Origin of the sequence: Streptomyces sp. NPDC127119 (genome assembly GCF_042677425.1) — a bacterium.
Classification (GTDB): domain Bacteria; phylum Actinomycetota; class Actinomycetes; order Streptomycetales; family Streptomycetaceae; genus Streptomyces.
Window position 1 is genome coordinate 31,574 of the sequence record NZ_JBHXTO010000069.1, and the last position, 16,075, is coordinate 47,648.

The following is a 16,075-nucleotide window of genomic DNA, read 5'->3' on the forward strand; positions in this document are numbered from 1 at the left end:
GACTGCCCGTCACATTTTCCTGGGGAGCTGGCATGAGCGTGACTACTCGGTACAGGGAGGCCTGGGAGGGCTTCTGGCGGGAGGCTCCCGACGATCGGGGAGCCGTCTTCTGGGATGCCGAGCCCGCGCTCACCGCGGGCGTCCATCTCGGTCTGTTCGAGCCGCACTTGACCGCCCCGGGGCTGCCCCTCGTGGACCTCGGCTGCGGCAACGGCACCCAGACCCGGTTCCTCGCGGACCGCTATCCGCGGGTGATCGGCGCCGATCTGTCGGCCGCGGCCCTCGACCACGCCCGGCTCGCGGACCCGGCGGGCCAGGCCCACTACCGGATGGTCGACGCGGCGGAGAGGGCCGAGGCCGAGACGCTGCACGCCGAGATGGGCGACGCCAACGTCTATATGCGGGGCGTCCTGCACCAGTGCGAGCCCGCCGACCGGCAGTCGCTCGTCGACGGTCTGGCCACGCTCGTCGGCGACCGGGGCCGCGCCTTCGTCGTCGAACTGGCCGAGGCGGCCGGGGCCATGCTGCGCGACCTCGCCCGGAGTCCCGAGGGGCCGCCCGCGAAACTCGCGCCCGTCCTCCGGCACGGCATCGCGCCCGGTGAGGTGGCCGACGCCGCCGTCCCGGAGTATCTGCGGGCGGCCGGTCTCGGGGTGGTGGCGAGCGGGGAGCTGCCGCTCGTCACCACGGAGCACCGGGCCGACGGCTCACGCATCGAACTGCCCTCCCTGTGGATGGTCGTGGGGCGTATCCGGGAGTGACCGGAAGTCGTGCCAAGTCCCGGGGAAGTTCGGTCGTAGGCGCTGTTTGACATGGGCACGATCTAAACGGCGGTTCCCCGGCAGGCCGCCACCGCCCTTCCGCGCACGGCTTCCCCAGAGAGGCGATTCGTCATGGCGGCACGCCACCACCCCCTCGTCGGCGGACTCCTGGTCCTGTTCCTGGCCCTGACCGGCCTGGTCGCCCTTCCCCCCACCCCTTCCCACGCCGCGACACCGGTCTGCGCCCTGGTGTGCGACACGCTCGACCCCTCCAAGGCGCAGCAGGACACCTTCCCGGTGCCGAACAGGACCATCAACGGCAGAACCCTGCGGCTGCACGTCTCCGACCCGGACAGCGCGGCCTGGGCGAGCATCGACAACGGCGTGGCGGGCGACGCGGTCTGGCTGGACCGCTCCTGGGACCGGGGCGCCACCTGGGAGGGCCTGCTCGGCAAGGCGAGCGTCCCCGGTTCATGGACCGGCACCCGCACCCTCATGTACAACATCACCGACCCCGTCGCGCACCGGCGCGGCTGGATCCGTGCCTGCGGCGACGCCGCCGGGGTGACCTGCACCGACTGGGTGTACCCGAAGGTGTGCGACGGCACGGCCTGCGACGGAGCCGACCCCGCCACGGCGGCCGGCGACGACACCCCGGTGCCCGCCACCACGCTCTTCGGCCGCACCATCAGCCTGCACGTCGACCAGCGCGGCGGTACGGCCTGGGGCGTCATCGCGGGCGGCGGCGCGGGCGACGAGATATGGCTGGACCGCTCCTGGGACGGCGGAGCGAGCCATCCCGAGGGCTCCTCCCTCGGCCGTACGAGCGTGTCCTCCGGGGCCACCTCCGCCCGGACCACCCTGTTCGCCACCCGGGACCCGCGCGGCCTGCTGTACGGCGGGGCGGTCCGCGCCTGCGGTCGCGAGGCCGCCCACCAGGAGGGCAGCTGCACGGCCTGGGCCAGGCCCGCACCGACCCGGGCACGCGGCGCGGCGGACGCGCTGATGGCCTCGTACCGGACCGATGAGGGCTGGTGGCGCAGCAGTTGGTGGAACTCCGCCGTCGCGCTCACGACGGTCGTCGAGTTCGCCGAACAGAGCGGGCGGCTCGACTACGACTGGGCGATCGCCCGCACCTACGAACAGAACCGGGGCGTCTTCCCGGCGGGCGGGCGCAGCTCGGACCCGATCGAGGGGCACTTCATCAGCCGCGCGATCGACGACGCGGGCTGGTGGGCGGTGGCCTGGCTGACGGCGTACGACTACACGGGCGACCGGCGCTACCTGGAGGAAGCGGTCACCATCACGAACTACGTCCACCAGTACTGGGACACCGGTACCTGTGGCGGCGGTGTGTGGTGGGACCGGGAGCGCACCTACAAGAACGCGGTGACCAACGGGCTCTACCTGTGGCTCACCACCTCACTGCACCAGCGGATCAGCGGCGACACCGTGTGGGGCGCCCGCGCGACCACGGCCGCGGACTGGTACCTCGCCAGCGGAATGATCAACTCCGCGGGCCTCGTCAACGACGGGATCACCTCGGGCTGCGCCAACAACGGCCAGACCGTGTGGAGTTACAACCAGGGACTCGCCATCGGAGCCTTCACCCAGCTGTGGCGGTCGACGGGGAGCACCCGGTACCTGGACACGGCCAAGCGGCTGGCCGACACCGCGATCTCCTCACCGGCGCTGACCCGTGGCGGCGTACTGACCGAGTCCTGCGACCTGGGCACGGCCTCCTGCGACGACAACCAGAAGCAGTTCAAGGGCATCTTCGTCCGGCACCTCGCCGACCTCGCGGACGCCACGGCCTCGACCGCGTACAAGGCGTACGTCACCAAGCAGGCCGACTCCGTCTGGACGACCGACCGGGACCCGCTCAACCGCCTCGGGCAGCGCTGGTCGGGAACCGCGCCCAACGTCTCGGACTGGCGCACCCAGGCGAGCGCGCTGGAGGCGCTGACGGCCGCCGCACGGCTGGCGGGCTGAGTATGAGGATTCCGGAACGCCGCGAAGGGGGGTGTGCATTCGCAGGGCTATGTGACATATTACTGACGTGAGCAACTCGCTGACCTGCGATGTCGTGGTCGTCGGGGCCGGAATGGTAGGGGCGGCGACCGCCCTGTACGCGGCTCGGGCGGGGCTGAGTGCCGTCCTGGTGGACCGTGGTCCGGTGGCGGGCGGCACCACCGGCTCCGGCGAGGGCAACCTCCTCGTCTCCGACAAGGAACCCGGCCCCGAACTCGAACTCGCCCTGCTCTCCGGGAGGTTGTGGGCCGACCTCGCCGCCGAGCCGGGCGTGGGCGAGTCCGTCGAGTACGAGGCCAAGGGCGGACTCGTCGTCGCCTCCGCGCCCGAGGGCCTGGCGGCGCTGGAGGAACTGGCCGCCGCACAGCGCTCGGCCGGTGTCCGGGCCGATTCCGTCGGCCCGGACCAACTCCACGACCTCGAACCGTACTTGGCGCACGGCCTCGCGGGCGGCGTGCTCTATCCGCAGGACGCCCAGGTGATGCCGACGCTCGCGGCGGCCCGTCTCGTCCGGCTCGCCCGCACCGCGGGTGCCTCGCTGCGGACCGGCCGGACGGTCACGGACGTGCTGCGTACCGCGTCGGGGGCGGTGCGCGGCGTCCGTACCTCGCACGGCGACATCCACGCGCCCGCGGTCGTCAACGCGGCCGGGACCTGGGGCGGGGAACTGGCCGCGCTGGCCGGGGTGTCCCTGCCCGTACTGCCCCGGCGCGGCTTCGTCCTCGTCACCGAACCCCTGCCGCGCAGGGTGCGCCACAAGGTGTACGCGGCGGACTACGTGGCCGACGTGGCCAGTGACTCTGCGGCGCTGCAGACCTCCCCGGTGGTCGAGGGAACGGCGGCGGGCCCCGTACTGATCGGCGCCAGCCGGGAACGGGTCGGCTTCGACCGCTCCTTCTCGCTGCCCGTCACCCGGGAACTGGCGGCCGGTGCGACCCGGCTGTTCCCCTTCCTGGCGGAGGTGCGGGCCATGCGCGCCTACCTCGGCTTCCGCCCCTACATGCCCGACCACCTGCCCGCCGTCGGGCCCGACGCACGGGTGCCCGGCCTCTTCCACGCGTGCGGGCACGAGGGCGCGGGCATCGGACTCGCCACCGGTACCGGCCACTTGATCGCCCAGGTGCTGGCGGGCAGGAGGCCCGACCTGGATCTCGCGCCGTTCCGCCCCGACCGTTTCCCCGATCCCGCACCCGATCTCGCATCCGCACCCGCTCCCGATCCCGAGGAGTTCTGCTCGTGACGCCGCGTACTCCTCTGAGGCTGGTCCGGGCCCGGCCCGAACCGCCGTTCACGGTCACGTTCGACGAGCGGGAGCTGGCCGTTCTCCCCGGCCAGACGATCGCGGCCGTCCTGTGGTCCGCGGGTGTCATGTCCTGGCGCACGACCCGGGGGAGCGGTGAGCCGCGCGGAGTCTTCTGCGGGATCGGGGTGTGCTTCGACTGTCTGCTGACCGTCAACGGACGCCCCAACCAACGGGCTTGCCTGGTACGGGCGGAGCCGGGTGACGTGATCCGAACCCAGGAAGGGACCGGACGGCATGAGTGAACGACCCCGCCTCGCGGTGATCGGCGCCGGACCCGCCGGGCTCGTCGCCGCCCTCGCGGCTGCCGCGCGCGGTGTGGCGGTGACCCTCGTGGACGCGGCCCCGCAGGCCGGCGGCCAGTTCTACCGACAGCCCGCCACCGGGCTCGGTGCCCGCCGCCCCAGCGCGCTGCATCACCAGTGGCGCACCTGGGAACGACTCCGCGACGGACTGGCGGCGCACGTCGGGGCGGGCAGGATCACACACCTGACGGAACATCATGTGTGGTGCGTGGAAGGGGAGTCCGGTTCCTTCGCCGTGCACGCTCTGCTCGGGCCCGAGCAGGAGGAGTCCGTGGTGGTGCGGGCCGACGCCGTGCTCCTCGCGACCGGCGGCTACGAGAAGGTGCTGCCGTTCCCCGGCTGGACCCTCCCCGGAGTCGTCACCGCGGGCGGCGCGCAGGCCATGCTGAAGAGCGGACTCGTGCTGCCGGGCCGTACCGTCGTCGTCGCCGGGACCGGGCCGCTGCTGATGCCCGTGGCCGTCGGACTGGCCGCGGCCGGGGCGAAGGTGGCCGCCCTCGTGGAATCCGCCGACCCCAAGGACTTCGTACGGCATGCGCGGGTCCTCGCCGCCCATCCGGACAAGCTCGCCGAAGGCGCCCGGTACGCCGCCGGGTTGGCGCGGCACCGGGTCAAGGTCCACGTCCGGCACACCGTCGTCGCGGCGCACGGGACCGACCGCCTCGAAGCCGTGACCGTGGCCGCGCTCGACGCCGACGGACGGGTCAAGGGCGGCAGCGAGTGGCGCGTTCCCTGCGACAGCCTCGCCGTCGGGCACGGCATGCTGCCGCACACCGACCTCGCCGAGACACTCGGCTGCCGCCTCGACGGGGTGAACGTCGCCGTGGACGACGAACAGCGCACCGACGTGCCGGGCGTCTGGGCCGCCGGCGAGACCACCGGGATCGGCGGCTCCGCGCTCTCACTGGCCGAGGGCCGGATCGCGGGCCTGTCCATCGCCGCACGACTCGACTCCCGTACGCCCGAACCCGGTTCGTACGCGTCGGCCGCCAAGGCACGTGCCGGGCTGCGGGAGTTCTTCGACGCCGTCGACAACGTCTGCACACCGCCCGACCGTTGGGTGGAGCGGGTCGGCGACGACACCCTCGTGTGCCGTTGCGAGGAGGTGCCCGCCGCCACGATCCGGGAGGCCGTCGACGAACTCGGCGCGGGCGACGTACGTACCGTGAAACTGCTGACCCGGGCCGGGATGGGCTGGTGCCAGGGCCGGATGTGCGGTCCCGCGGTGGCGGGGCTCGCGGGGTGCCCGCCGACACCGGCACGGCGGCCCTTCGCGCGGCCGGTACCGCTCGGTGTGCTGGCACGCGAGCCCGGTGAAGCCTCGTGACCCACCCCCATGCCCCATGACTTCAAGGACCGGACGGGAACCCTCATGACCGACACGACCGACCAGACCTCCGACCGTCCCTGGCGCGGCGTCCTCGTCGCCACCGCCCTACCGCTCAGGGACGACCTCTCCGTCGACCACGACGCGTACGCCGACCACTGCGCCTGGCTCGTCGCGAACGGCTGCGACGGTGTCGTACCCAACGGCTCGCTCGGTGAGTACCAGGTGCTGACCCCCGAGGAGCGCGCCAAGGTCGTGGAGACGGCCGTGGCGGCGATCGGCGGCTCGCGCGTCATGCCCGGCGTCGCCGCGTACGGCTCCGCCGAGGCCCGGCGCTGGGCCGAGCAGGCACGCGACGCGGGCTGCGCCTCCGTGATGCTGCTGCCCCCGAACGCGTACCGGGCCGACGAGCGCTCGGTGCTCGCCCACTACGCGGAGGTCGCGAAGGCCGGCCTGCCGATCGTGGCGTACAACAACCCGATCGACACCAAGGTCGACCTGGTGCCCGAACTGCTCGCCGAACTGCACGGCGAGGGGTACATCCACGGCGTCAAGGAGTTCTCCGGCGATGTCCGGCGGGCCTACCGCATCGCCGAACTCGCTCCGGATCTCGACCTGTTGATCGGCGCCGACGACGTCCTGCTGGAACTGGCGGTCGCCGGCGCCAAGGGCTGGGTCGCCGGTTACCCGAACGCGCTGCCCGCCGCGTCCGTCGAGCTGTACCGCGCCGCCGTCCGGGGCGACCTCGACACCGCGCTGCCCCTCTACCGCCAACTGCACCCGCTGCTGCGCTGGGACTCCCAGGTGGAGTTCGTCCAGGCGATCAAGCTGTCGATGGACATCGTCGGCCGGCACGGCGGGCCGGTGCGTCCGCCGCGCGTGCCGTTGCGGGCCGACCAGGAGGCCGCCGTCCGGGCCGCCACGGAGAAGGCCGTGGCGGCCGGGCTCGTCTGAAGGCCGGGCCGGGAAGACGCCGGGTTCGTCCGGGGAGAGAGGGAGACAGTCCATGCGTAGCAAACTCGTCCTGCATGCCGTCGATTCGCACACCGAGGGCATGCCGACCCGGGTGATCACCGGTGGAATCGGCACGATTCCCGGTGCGACGATGAACGAGCGGCGGCTGTACTTCCGTGAACACCGCGACGACATCAAGCAGTTGCTGATGAACGAGCCGCGCGGGCACTCGGCGATGAGCGGCGCGATCCTCCAGCCGCCCACCCGGCCCGACTGCGACTTCGGCGTCATCTACATCGAGGTGTCGGGCTATCTCCCGATGTGCGGGCACGGGACGATCGGGGTCGCGACCGTACTCGTGGAGACCGGGATGGTCGAGGTCGTCGAGCCGGTGACGACCATCCGGCTCGACACGCCGGCCGGGCTCGTCGTCGCCGAGGTCGCCGTGCGGGACGGGGCCGCGCAGTCGGTCACGCTCTGGAACGTGCCGTCCTTCGCCGTCGCCCTCGACCGGAAGATCGAGCTCGCGGACGGGCGGACGGTGACGTACGACCTCGCGTACGGCGGGAACTTCTACGCGATCCTGCCGCTCGACCAGTTCGGGCTGCCTTTCGACCGGGCCCGTAAGGACGACATCCTTGCCGCGGGTCTTTCGCTGATGGACGCGATCAATGCCGAAGGGGAGCCGGTTCATCCCGAGGACTCCAGCATCAGGGGCTGTCATCATGTGCACCTGGTCGCGCCCGGGTCGACGGCTCGGCATTCCCGGCATGCGATGGCGATCCATCCCGGGTGGTTCGACCGGTCGCCCTGCGGGACGGGGACGAGTGCGCGGATGGCGCAGTTGCATGCGCGGGGGGAACTCGGTCTGGAGACCGAGTTCCTGAACGAGTCGTTCATCGGGACGCGGTTCAGTGGGCGGTTGCACGGGACCACGGAGGTGGGTGGGGTGGCGGCTGTGCTGCCCAGTTTCACTGGGCGGGCGTGGGTCACTGGGACCGCTCAGTATCTTCTTGATCCTGATGATCCGTTTCCGGCGGGGTTCGTGTTGTAGGCGGGGGTGGGTGGGCGGGTGAGTGGCTGGTGGGTTGGCTGGTGCGGCTCAAGGATTGCGCCGTTCCCCGCGCCCCTGAAGACGAACGACTGCGCCGTTCCCCGCGCCCCTGAAAGCCAAAGCGAACGACCACGCCGTTTCCCGCGCCCCTGAAAGACCGAAAGTCCTAGGAGATCGTCCATGGTTGCCCAGCGTGTCGGCGCGCCCGCCCTTCCCTCGTTGGGGGGTAGGAAGCCCAGCTATCGGGAGCGGGTTGCCGATGCTTTGCGGGCTGCTCTCATCGCGGGGGAGCTGCGGCCCGGGGAGGTGCACTCCGCGCCCGCTCTCGCCGCGCGGTTCGGGGTATCCGCCACCCCCGTGCGTGAGGCGCTGCTCGACCTTGCCAAGGAAGGGCTCGTCGACACCGTGCCCAACAAGGGGTTCCGGGTCACCGCCGTGTCCGAGAAGCAGCTGGACGAGTACACGCACATCCGCTCGCTGATCGAGATCCCCACCACCGTCGGTCTCGCCGCCTCCGCGGCCCCCGCCGACCTGGCGGCGCTGCGGCCCGTCGCGCAGGAGATCGTCACGGCCGCGGCGGCCGGTGACCTCATCGCGTACGTCGAGGCCGACGTCCGCTTTCACCTCGGCCTGCTCGCCCTCGCGGGCAACGACCACCTCGTCGAGGTCGTCGGCGACCTTCGCAAGCGTTCTCGGCTGTACGGATTGCACGCCCTGGTCGAGGCGGGGCGTCTGGAGGCCTCGGCCGAGGAGCACCTGGAGATCCTGGACGCGCTGGTCGCCCGCGACGAGGGGGCCGTACGTGCTGTCATGACGCGTCATCTCGGGCATGTACGGGGGTTGTGGGCGGCCGAGTGACCGTGACGGCGACACGCTGTCCGGCAACCTCGCGTGTGTGCGTCCTCGTGCTCTCCTGAGTGCGGTTCGGGACCGGGAGCGGGAGGAGGACGCACGTGAGCGAGTGGATGCGCGGAGCGGTGGTGGTCGGTGCTGCCGCCGTGGCGCTCTCCGCCCTGGCCCCCGATGCCGCGGCACAGGCATGGGGGCTCCGCCCCCGAACCCCCGTTGCGCAGTTCCCCGCTCCCCTGGAGGGGCCGGCCACAGCGGACCCGTACCCGGCGACGCGCGCGCAGGACAAGATCTTCGTGTTGCCCGTCGAGTTCGTCGATTACGCGCACAATCGGATTCCGGAACCCGACCGTTCCACCGACAACTCCACCGTCTGGGCCGCCGATTACAGCCCCGCCTACTACCAGCGGCAGATCTTCGGCACGGGTGGTGGCGCGGGCAGTGGTCAGGACGGTTCCGGGGACACCCTGAAGGGCTACTACCAGCGGCAGTCCAGCGGTGCCTACACCATCACCGGCACCGTCCACGACTGGACCCGCGTGGGCCACCGCCTCGCGCACTACGGCACCGACGCCTGCAAGAAGCAGGGCAAGCCGATCTCGACGTACTACTGCAATCAGCAGCTCGTCACGGACGGGCTCGACCAGTGGTACGAGGACCAGCGCGCCGCAGGCCGCAGTGTCGCCTCACTGCGTAAGTACCTGGCCACGTACGACACTTGGGACCGCCGCGACCACGACCGGGACGGGAACTTCGACGAACCCGACGGCTATCTCGACCGCGTGATGCTGATGTTCGCGGGGGAGTCGCAGGTCAACGGCGGTGGTGTCAACGGTTCCGACGCCATCGGGTCCCACCGCGGAAACGTCAGCCATCTGCAGACCGGCGCCGGCAGGCTGGGCCCGGCGGGCGGGCGCAAGGGCGGTGGCAGCGAGGTCGGCGACTCCGGGATCTGGGTCGACGACTACACGATGACGAATGAGAACCGGGGCCTCGGCACCCTGGCCCACGAGTACGGCCACGACCTCGGCCTGCCCGACCTGTACGACACCTCGGGCGCCGAGAACTCCACCGGCTTCTGGTCGGTCATGGGGCAGGGGTCGCTCCTGTCGGGGGACGACGAACTCGCCGCCCACCCGGGCGACTTGGGTGCCTGGGCCCGGCTCCGGCTCGGGTGGCTCGATTACGTGACCGTCAAGGCCGGGGCCTCCTCCACCGTCACGCTCAACCCGCTGTCCGTGCCCTCCGCGACCGCGGGGCCCGAGGCCCTTCTGGTGAACCTGCCGGCCGACGCGGACGGCAACGCCCGCTACTACGTCGTCGAGAACAGGCAGTACGTGGGGGAGGACGGATTCCTCAAGTCGGGCCCCTTTCACCTGGGTTGGGCGCCCGGGAAGCCCCGGTTCAAGGAGCGGCTGCACTACGAGAGCGGTGTCCTGATCTGGTACTGGAACACCAAGTACCGCGACAACAAGACCCGCGCGAACGGCGGTTACGGCCGGATCCTGCCGATCGACGCCCATGCGGAACCCGCCCGGACCGCCTCCGGAGCGGTGGTCCGGGGCCGCCTCCAGACGTACGACGCGCCCTTCGGTCTGCGGCCCACCGCGCCGCTCGTCTTCCACCTGGGCGGTGTGCGGACGGTGATCCCCGCCCGGCCCGCCGTCCCGGTCTTCGACGACCTCAAGGGGGTCCACCACTACGACACCGCGCCCTACGGATCCAGCTACGACGCCGACTCCGGCACCACCATCACCGTGGACGAGGAACATGCCGACGGCCGAGTGAAGGTTTCGGTCGGTTCGACCGGCTGACCGCCCGGGCCTGTGGAGCGCATCGCGACTGCGATACAACTGGAACATGGTAAAGATCCTCATCAGTGCCGACATGGAGGGCGCCACCGGGGTGACCTGGCCGGCCGACGTGCAGCCGGGCGCACCCGAGTGGGAGCGGTGCCGTTCGATGTTCACCTCGGACGTGAACGCCGCGGTCCTCGGCTTCTTCGACGGCGGCGCCGACGAGGTCCTCATCAACGAGGCCCACTCGACCATGCGCAACCTGCTGCTCGAGCAACTGGACGAACGGGCCCAGATGCTCACCGGGCGGCACAAATCACTCTCCATGGTCGAGGGTGTGCAGCACGGCGACGCCGACGGCATCGCCTTCGTCGGCTACCACGCGGGCGCCGGAATGGAGGGCGTCCTCGCCCACACCTATCTCGCCAACTCGATCACCGGCGTGTGGGTCGACGACGAGCGCGCCAGCGAGGGCCTGCTCAACGCGCACGTCGTCGCCGAGTACGGAGTCCCCGTCGTGCTGGTCACCGGCGACGACGTGGCCTGCGAGGACGCGCTCGGCTACGCGCCCGAGGCCCTGAAGGTCGCCGTCAAGGACCATGTCTCGCGGTACGCGGCCGTGTGCCGCACCCCGGCCCGTACGGCGGCGGACATCCGGTCGGCGGCCAAGGAGGCGGCGCGGCTCGCGGTGCGGCACGAGCCCCGCCGGGCGGGCCCCTTCACCGTGGCCCTGGAGTTCGACGCCGAGCACCTGGCCCTGTCGGCCACCGTCGTCCCGGGCGTCGAGCGGACCGGGGAACGCAAGGTGGCGTACACCAGCGCCACGATGTACGAGGGCATCCGGACCTTCAAGGCGGTCACCACGATCGTCTCGGCCGCCGTGGAGGAGAACTATGGCTGACATGAGCGTGATAGGGCAGACGGCCGTCGACGAGCAGGCCCTGGACGAGGTCGTCCGGTTCACCTCCGACCTGATCCGCATCGACACCACCAACCGCGGGGGCGGCGACTGCCAGGAACGGCCGGCCGCCGAGTACGCCGCCGCCCTGCTCGCCGAGGCGGGGCTTGAGCCGACCCTCCTGGAGCGCACCAAGGGGCGTACGAACGTCGTCGCGCGCCTGGAGGGCACCGACCCGTCCGCCGACGCGCTGCTGGTCCACGGTCACCTGGACGTCGTACCCGCGCAGGCGGAGGACTGGAGCGTCCACCCGTTCTCCGGCGAGGTCCGCGACGGGGTCGTCTGGGGACGCGGCGCGGTCGACATGAAGAACATGGACGCGATGATCCTCGCGGTCGTCCGGCAGTGGGCACGCGCAGGCGTACGCCCCCGCCGCGACCTGGTGATCGCGTTCACCGCGGACGAGGAGGCGAGCGCCGAGGACGGTTCGGGCTTCCTCGCCGACCAGCACGCCGGGCTCTTCGCGGGCTGCACCGAGGGCATCAGCGAGTCCGGGGCGTTCACCTTCCACGACGGCGCCGGACGTCAGCTGTACCCGCTCGCGGCGGGCGAGCGCGGCACGGGCTGGCTGAAGCTCACCGCGCGCGGCCGGGCGGGCCACGGCTCCAAGGTCAACCGGTCCAACGCGGTGACCCGGCTCGCCGCCGCGATCGCGCGGATCGGCGACCACGAGTGGCCCGTACGGCTCACCCCGACGGTCCGCGCGGCGCTCACCGAACTCGCCGCGCTGTACGGGGTCGAGCCCACGCTCGACGGCGCCGACGGGGTCGACCGGCTGCTGGACAAGCTCGGTCCCGCCGCCTCCCTGGTCGAGGCGACGGTCCGCAACAGCGCCAACCCGACCATGCTGGACGCCGGTTACAAGGTCAACGTGATCCCCGGGGAGGCCGTCGCCCACGTCGACGGACGCTTCCTCGCCGGCACGGAGGACGAGTTCCGGGCCACCCTCGACCGGCTCACCGGACCGGACGTGGAGTGGGAGTTCGTCCACCGCGAGGTCGCCCTGCAGGCGCCGCTCGACTCGACGACGTACGCCCGGATGCGGGCGGCCGTGGAGGAGTTCGCGCCCGAGGGGAACGTCGTGCCGTACTGCATGTCGGGCGGCACGGACGCCAAGCAGTTCTCCCGCCTCGGCATCACCGGCTACGGTTTCGCGCCGCTCAAGCTCCCGCCGGGCTTCGACTACCAGGCCCTCTTCCACGGGGTCGACGAAAGGGTGCCCGTCGAGGCACTGCATTTCGGAGTCCGGGTACTCGACCGCTTCCTGCGCACGGCCTAGGAAGAAACGGCCCGAGGGAAAACGGAACAAGAGACAGAGGGACAAAGAAGAAAATGGGGGACACAGTGCAGACGCTGGCCTACGGTTCCTGGCCCTCGCCCATCGACGCGGAGCTCGCCGCCGCGCACGACGGGCACCCCGACTTCGTCGGCTTCGTCGGCGACGAGGCGTGGTGGACCGAGCCCCGGCCCTCCGAGGGCGGTCGCCGCACCCTGGTGCGCCGCCTCGCCGACGGCACGGAGGAGTCGGTACTGCCCGCCCCGTGGAACGTCCGCAGCCGCGTCATGGAGTACGGCGGACAGCCCTGGACCGGCACGGTCGGCGAGGACGGCCCGCTGGTCGTGTTCGTGAACTTCGCCGACCAGCGGCTGTACGTGTACGAGCCCGCCGACCCCGGGAGCGGGCCGCGCCCCCTCACCCCCGTGTCCTCCGTCGGCGGCGGACTGCGGTGGGTGGACCCGCAGGTGCGCGTCGAACTCGGCGAGGTCTGGTGCGTACTGGAGGAGTTCACCGGCGACGGGCCCAGCGATGTACGGCGGCTCGTCGCCGCCGTGCCGCTGGACGGCTCGGCCGCCGAGGACCGGGCCGCGGTGCGCGAACTCACCGACGACCGGCACCGGTTCGTCACCGGGCCGCGGATCTCGCCCGACGGGCGGCGCGCGGCCTGGCTGGCCTGGGACCACCCGCGGATGCCGTGGGACGGCACCGAGCTGCTGGTGGCCGACGTCGGCTCCGACGGGTCCCTGGGGGAGCCCCGGACGGTCGCGGGCGGCCCCGACGAGGCGATCGCCCAGGCCGACTGGGGCCGCGACGGCTCCCTCCTGTACTCCAGCGACCGCTCCGGCTGGTGGAACCTCTACCGGGCCTCCGGCAGCGCGACTGCAGGTGACGGCACCGACGGCGACGGCACCGCCGGTGAGCCGCCCTTTCTGCTGTGCAACCGCGAGCAGGAGTTCGGCGGGCCGCTGTGGACGGTCGGCCGCCGCTGGTTCGCGCCGCTGGACAGCGGCCTGATCGCCGTCGTGCACGGCCGGGGCGCCACCGCGCTCGGCATCCTCGACCCGGAGAGCGGCGAGGTCGTCGACGCGGCCGGACCCTGGAGCGAGTACGCGCCCACCCTCGCCGTCGACGGCAGCCGTGTCATCACGGTCGCCGCCAGCCCGCGCAGCGCGTACGAGGTCGTCGAGCTGGACGCCCGTACCGGACGGGCCCGTGTCGTGGGAGCCCGGCACAACGACCCGGTGGACCCCGCCTACTACCCGGAACCGCAGATCCGTACGTTCTCCGGACCTGCCGGGCGGGAGATCCACGCGCATGTCTACCCGCCACACCACCCCGGCCATGTGGCCCCCGGAGATGTGCTCCCGCCCTATGTGGTGTGGGCACATGGTGGACCCACCGGCCGCTCCCCGCTCGTCCTGGACCTGCAGATCGCCTACTTCACCTCGCGCGGCATCGGAGTCGCCGAGGTCAACTACGGCGGCTCCACCGGGTACGGACGCGAGTACCGCAACCGGCTGCGCGAGCAGTGGGGTGTCGTCGACGTCGAGGACTGCGCGGCCGTCGCCCTCGCCCTCGCCGAGGAGGGCACCGCCGACCGCGACCGGCTGGCCGTACGGGGCGGCAGCGCGGGCGGCTGGACCGCCGCCTCCTCGCTGGTCGCCACCGACGTGTACGCGTGCGGGACGATCCTCTACCCCGTCCTCGACCTGGTGGGCTGGGGTGTGGGCGAGACCCATGACTTCGAGTCCCAGTACCTGGAGGGCCTGATCGGGCCACGCGCCGAGGTGCCCGCACGGTACGCGGAACGGTCGCCCACCGAGCACGCCGACAAGGTCACCGCGCCCTTCCTGATCCTCCAGGGCCTCGACGACGTCATCTGCCCGCCGGCACAGTGCGAGCGGTTCCTCGCCAGGCTGGAGGAGCAGGCGCGGTCCGTGCCGCACGCCTACATCACCTTCGAGGGCGAGGGCCACGGGTTCCGCCGCACCGACACGATGGTGCGCGCCCTGGAGGCCGAACTCTCCCTGTACGCGCAGGTGTTCGGCCTCAAACCGCCCGGCGTTCCCGCACTGGAGCTCGTCAAGTGACCGACCGTTGAACGACCGACCGTTGAACGACGGACCGTCGAACGAACCCGTCAGGCCTCCGCGGCTGGTCGCCGGAGCGCGGGTCGCCGTCGTCGCGCCGAGCGGGCCCGTGCCGGAGGAACGGCTGCAGGCCGGGGCCGACATCCTGCGCGGCTGGGACCTCGAACCGGTCGTGGGACCCCATGTCCTCGACCGGCACGGGACGTTCGGCTATCTGGCGGGCACGGACGCCGACCGGGCGGCCGACTTCCAGGCCGCCTGGTGCGACCCGTCGGTGGCCGCGGTGTTCTGCGCGCGCGGCGGCTACGGCGTGCAGCGCATGGCCGACCTGCTCGACTGGGACGCGCTGCGGGCCGCGGGGCCCAAGGTGCTGGTCGGCTTCAGTGACATCACGGCTCTCCACGAGGCGTTCGCGGCGCGGCTGGGGCTCGTGACCCTGCACGGTCCGATGGCCGCGGGCATCGACTTCGTCAAGAACGCCCGCGCCCAGGACCATCTCCGGGCGACCCTCTTCGCGCCGGAGTCCGTACGGACGATCCGGTCGGCCGGGCAGGCCCTGGTCCCGGGGCGGGCCGCCGGTGTCCTGCTCGGCGGCTGTCTGAGCCTGCTCGCCTCCGAGCTGGGGACACCGCACGCCCGGCCCTCCGCCAGCGGCGGGCTGCTGTGTCTGGAGGACGTGGGCGAGGAGGTGTACCGGCTGGACCGGTACCTCACGCAGCTCCTGCGGGCCGGCTGGTTCGACGGTGTCGCCGGGATCCTGCTCGGGTCCTGGGAGCGGTGCGGCCCGTACGAGCGGGTGCGGGAACTGCTCCTCGACCGGCTCGGCGGACTCGGGGTGCCGATCGCCGAGGAGTTCGGGTTCGGGCACGGGGAGGGGGCGCTGACGGTTCCGTTCGGGGTACGGGCGGAGCTGGACGCGGGCGCGGGGGTGCTGACGCTGGACGCGCCGGCCCTGGCCTGACGTCTCACCCGGAGGGACCGCTCACCGTGCGTGGCCTGCGCCTGTGAGCCCATCCTGGTTCCATGAGCCGGAAGAGTGCGCAGCAGAGTGGTGGTGGCGGTGGTGGTGGCGCGGCGGCCGGGCGGGGGAGTCTGCTGACGCCCGGACGGGTGGCGGTTGTCGCGCTGGCCGTTCTCGGGCTGGTCTTCATCTTCGAGAACACCCGGGCGACGAAGATCCGGCTGCTGATTCCCGAGGTGACCATGCCGCTGTGGATGGCGCTGCTCGCCACGGCGGTGATCGGAGCGTTGTGCGGGGCGTTCTTCGTGCGGCGCCGGGGGTAGCGCCCGGCGGGCCGGTTGCTCGACTGCGGCCCGGTGGGGGTTGCTCGCGCAGTTCCCCGCGCCCCTGGGGGGGCAGGGGCTGGGCGC

General features: G+C 72.1%; 14 protein-coding genes. All 14 read left to right on the forward strand.

Annotated elements, in window-relative coordinates:
* Nucleotides 1-32: 32 nt before the first annotated feature.
* The 14 genes from ACFVH5_RS26060 to ACFVH5_RS26125 all read left to right on the forward strand — a co-directional run bounded on the left by ACFVH5_RS26060 (nucleotide 33) and on the right by ACFVH5_RS26125 (nucleotide 15,988).
* Nucleotides 33-761, forward strand: coding sequence for a class I SAM-dependent methyltransferase (locus tag ACFVH5_RS26060; protein ID WP_385836192.1), 729 nt, complete (start codon nucleotides 33-35; stop codon nucleotides 759-761).
* A 132-nt stretch (nucleotides 762-893) separates the two neighbouring features.
* Nucleotides 894-2,753: a glycoside hydrolase family 76 protein gene (locus ACFVH5_RS26065; protein ID WP_385836193.1), complete on the forward strand. Its 1,860-nt coding sequence runs from the start codon at nucleotides 894-896 to the stop codon at nucleotides 2,751-2,753.
* A 67-nt stretch (nucleotides 2,754-2,820) separates the two neighbouring features.
* Nucleotides 2,821-4,032: an NAD(P)/FAD-dependent oxidoreductase gene (locus ACFVH5_RS26070; RefSeq protein ID WP_385836194.1), complete on the forward strand. Its 1,212-nt coding sequence runs from the start codon at nucleotides 2,821-2,823 to the stop codon at nucleotides 4,030-4,032.
* Nucleotides 4,029-4,337 (forward strand): (2Fe-2S)-binding protein, encoded by a 309-nt coding sequence (locus ACFVH5_RS26075; protein WP_384807066.1) that lies wholly within the window; start codon nucleotides 4,029-4,031, stop codon nucleotides 4,335-4,337. Before ACFVH5_RS26070 ends, ACFVH5_RS26075 begins: the two co-directional genes overlap by 4 nt.
* The gene (locus ACFVH5_RS26080) at nucleotides 4,330-5,724 is read left to right on the forward strand and encodes an FAD-dependent oxidoreductase (protein WP_385836195.1); all 1,395 of its coding nucleotides are present in this window, start codon (nucleotides 4,330-4,332) and stop codon (nucleotides 5,722-5,724) included. Before ACFVH5_RS26075 ends, ACFVH5_RS26080 begins: the two co-directional genes overlap by 8 nt.
* A 45-nt stretch (nucleotides 5,725-5,769) precedes the next feature.
* Nucleotides 5,770-6,678, forward strand: coding sequence for a dihydrodipicolinate synthase family protein (locus tag ACFVH5_RS26085; RefSeq protein WP_385836196.1), 909 nt, complete (start codon nucleotides 5,770-5,772; stop codon nucleotides 6,676-6,678).
* A gap of 52 nt (nucleotides 6,679-6,730) precedes the next feature.
* Nucleotides 6,731-7,732, forward strand: coding sequence for a proline racemase family protein (locus ACFVH5_RS26090; RefSeq protein ID WP_385836197.1), 1,002 nt, complete (start codon nucleotides 6,731-6,733; stop codon nucleotides 7,730-7,732).
* Between the two features lie 180 nt (nucleotides 7,733-7,912).
* Nucleotides 7,913-8,590 carry a GntR family transcriptional regulator gene (locus ACFVH5_RS26095; RefSeq protein ID WP_385836198.1) on the forward strand — a complete coding sequence of 226 codons (678 nt, stop codon included), beginning with the start codon at nucleotides 7,913-7,915 and terminating at the stop codon, nucleotides 8,588-8,590.
* Nucleotides 8,591-8,685: 95 nt separating this feature from the next.
* Nucleotides 8,686-10,395: an immune inhibitor A domain-containing protein gene (locus ACFVH5_RS26100; protein ID WP_385836199.1), complete on the forward strand. Its 1,710-nt coding sequence runs from the start codon at nucleotides 8,686-8,688 to the stop codon at nucleotides 10,393-10,395.
* Between the two features lie 46 nt (nucleotides 10,396-10,441).
* Entirely contained in the window at nucleotides 10,442-11,278 is an 837-nt protein-coding gene (locus ACFVH5_RS26105) for a M55 family metallopeptidase (protein WP_385836200.1), read from the forward strand.
* Between the two features lies 1 nt (nucleotide 11,279).
* The gene (locus ACFVH5_RS26110; protein WP_385836201.1) at nucleotides 11,280-12,614 is read left to right on the forward strand and encodes a M20/M25/M40 family metallo-hydrolase; all 1,335 of its coding nucleotides are present in this window, start codon (nucleotides 11,280-11,282) and stop codon (nucleotides 12,612-12,614) included.
* A 53-nt stretch (nucleotides 12,615-12,667) separates the two neighbouring features.
* Entirely contained in the window at nucleotides 12,668-14,704 is a 2,037-nt protein-coding gene (locus ACFVH5_RS26115; protein WP_385836202.1) for a prolyl oligopeptidase family serine peptidase, read from the forward strand.
* Between the two features lie 22 nt (nucleotides 14,705-14,726).
* Entirely contained in the window at nucleotides 14,727-15,665 is a 939-nt protein-coding gene (locus tag ACFVH5_RS26120) for an LD-carboxypeptidase (RefSeq protein WP_385836203.1), read from the forward strand.
* A gap of 62 nt (nucleotides 15,666-15,727) precedes the next feature.
* Nucleotides 15,728-15,988, forward strand: coding sequence for a DUF1049 domain-containing protein (locus ACFVH5_RS26125; RefSeq protein WP_385836204.1), 261 nt, complete (start codon nucleotides 15,728-15,730; stop codon nucleotides 15,986-15,988).
* Nucleotides 15,989-16,075 lie beyond the last annotated feature (87 nt).

Coding starts and splice junctions, on each gene's coding strand:
- ACFVH5_RS26125 (WP_385836204.1), top strand. CDS start 15,728: ATGAGCCGGAAGAGTGCGCAGCAGAGTGGTGGTGGCGGTGGTGGTGGC.
- ACFVH5_RS26095 (WP_385836198.1), top strand. CDS start 7,913: ATGGTTGCCCAGCGTGTCGGCGCGCCCGCCCTTCCCTCGTTGGGGGGT.
- ACFVH5_RS26085 (WP_385836196.1), top strand. CDS start 5,770: ATGACCGACACGACCGACCAGACCTCCGACCGTCCCTGGCGCGGCGTC.
- ACFVH5_RS26105 (WP_385836200.1), top strand. CDS start 10,442: ATGGTAAAGATCCTCATCAGTGCCGACATGGAGGGCGCCACCGGGGTG.
- ACFVH5_RS26090 (WP_385836197.1), top strand. CDS start 6,731: ATGCGTAGCAAACTCGTCCTGCATGCCGTCGATTCGCACACCGAGGGC.
- ACFVH5_RS26115 (WP_385836202.1), top strand. CDS start 12,668: ATGGGGGACACAGTGCAGACGCTGGCCTACGGTTCCTGGCCCTCGCCC.
- ACFVH5_RS26060 (WP_385836192.1), top strand. CDS start 33: ATGAGCGTGACTACTCGGTACAGGGAGGCCTGGGAGGGCTTCTGGCGG.
- ACFVH5_RS26080 (WP_385836195.1), top strand. CDS start 4,330: ATGAGTGAACGACCCCGCCTCGCGGTGATCGGCGCCGGACCCGCCGGG.
- ACFVH5_RS26065 (WP_385836193.1), top strand. CDS start 894: ATGGCGGCACGCCACCACCCCCTCGTCGGCGGACTCCTGGTCCTGTTC.
- ACFVH5_RS26110 (WP_385836201.1), top strand. CDS start 11,280: ATGAGCGTGATAGGGCAGACGGCCGTCGACGAGCAGGCCCTGGACGAG.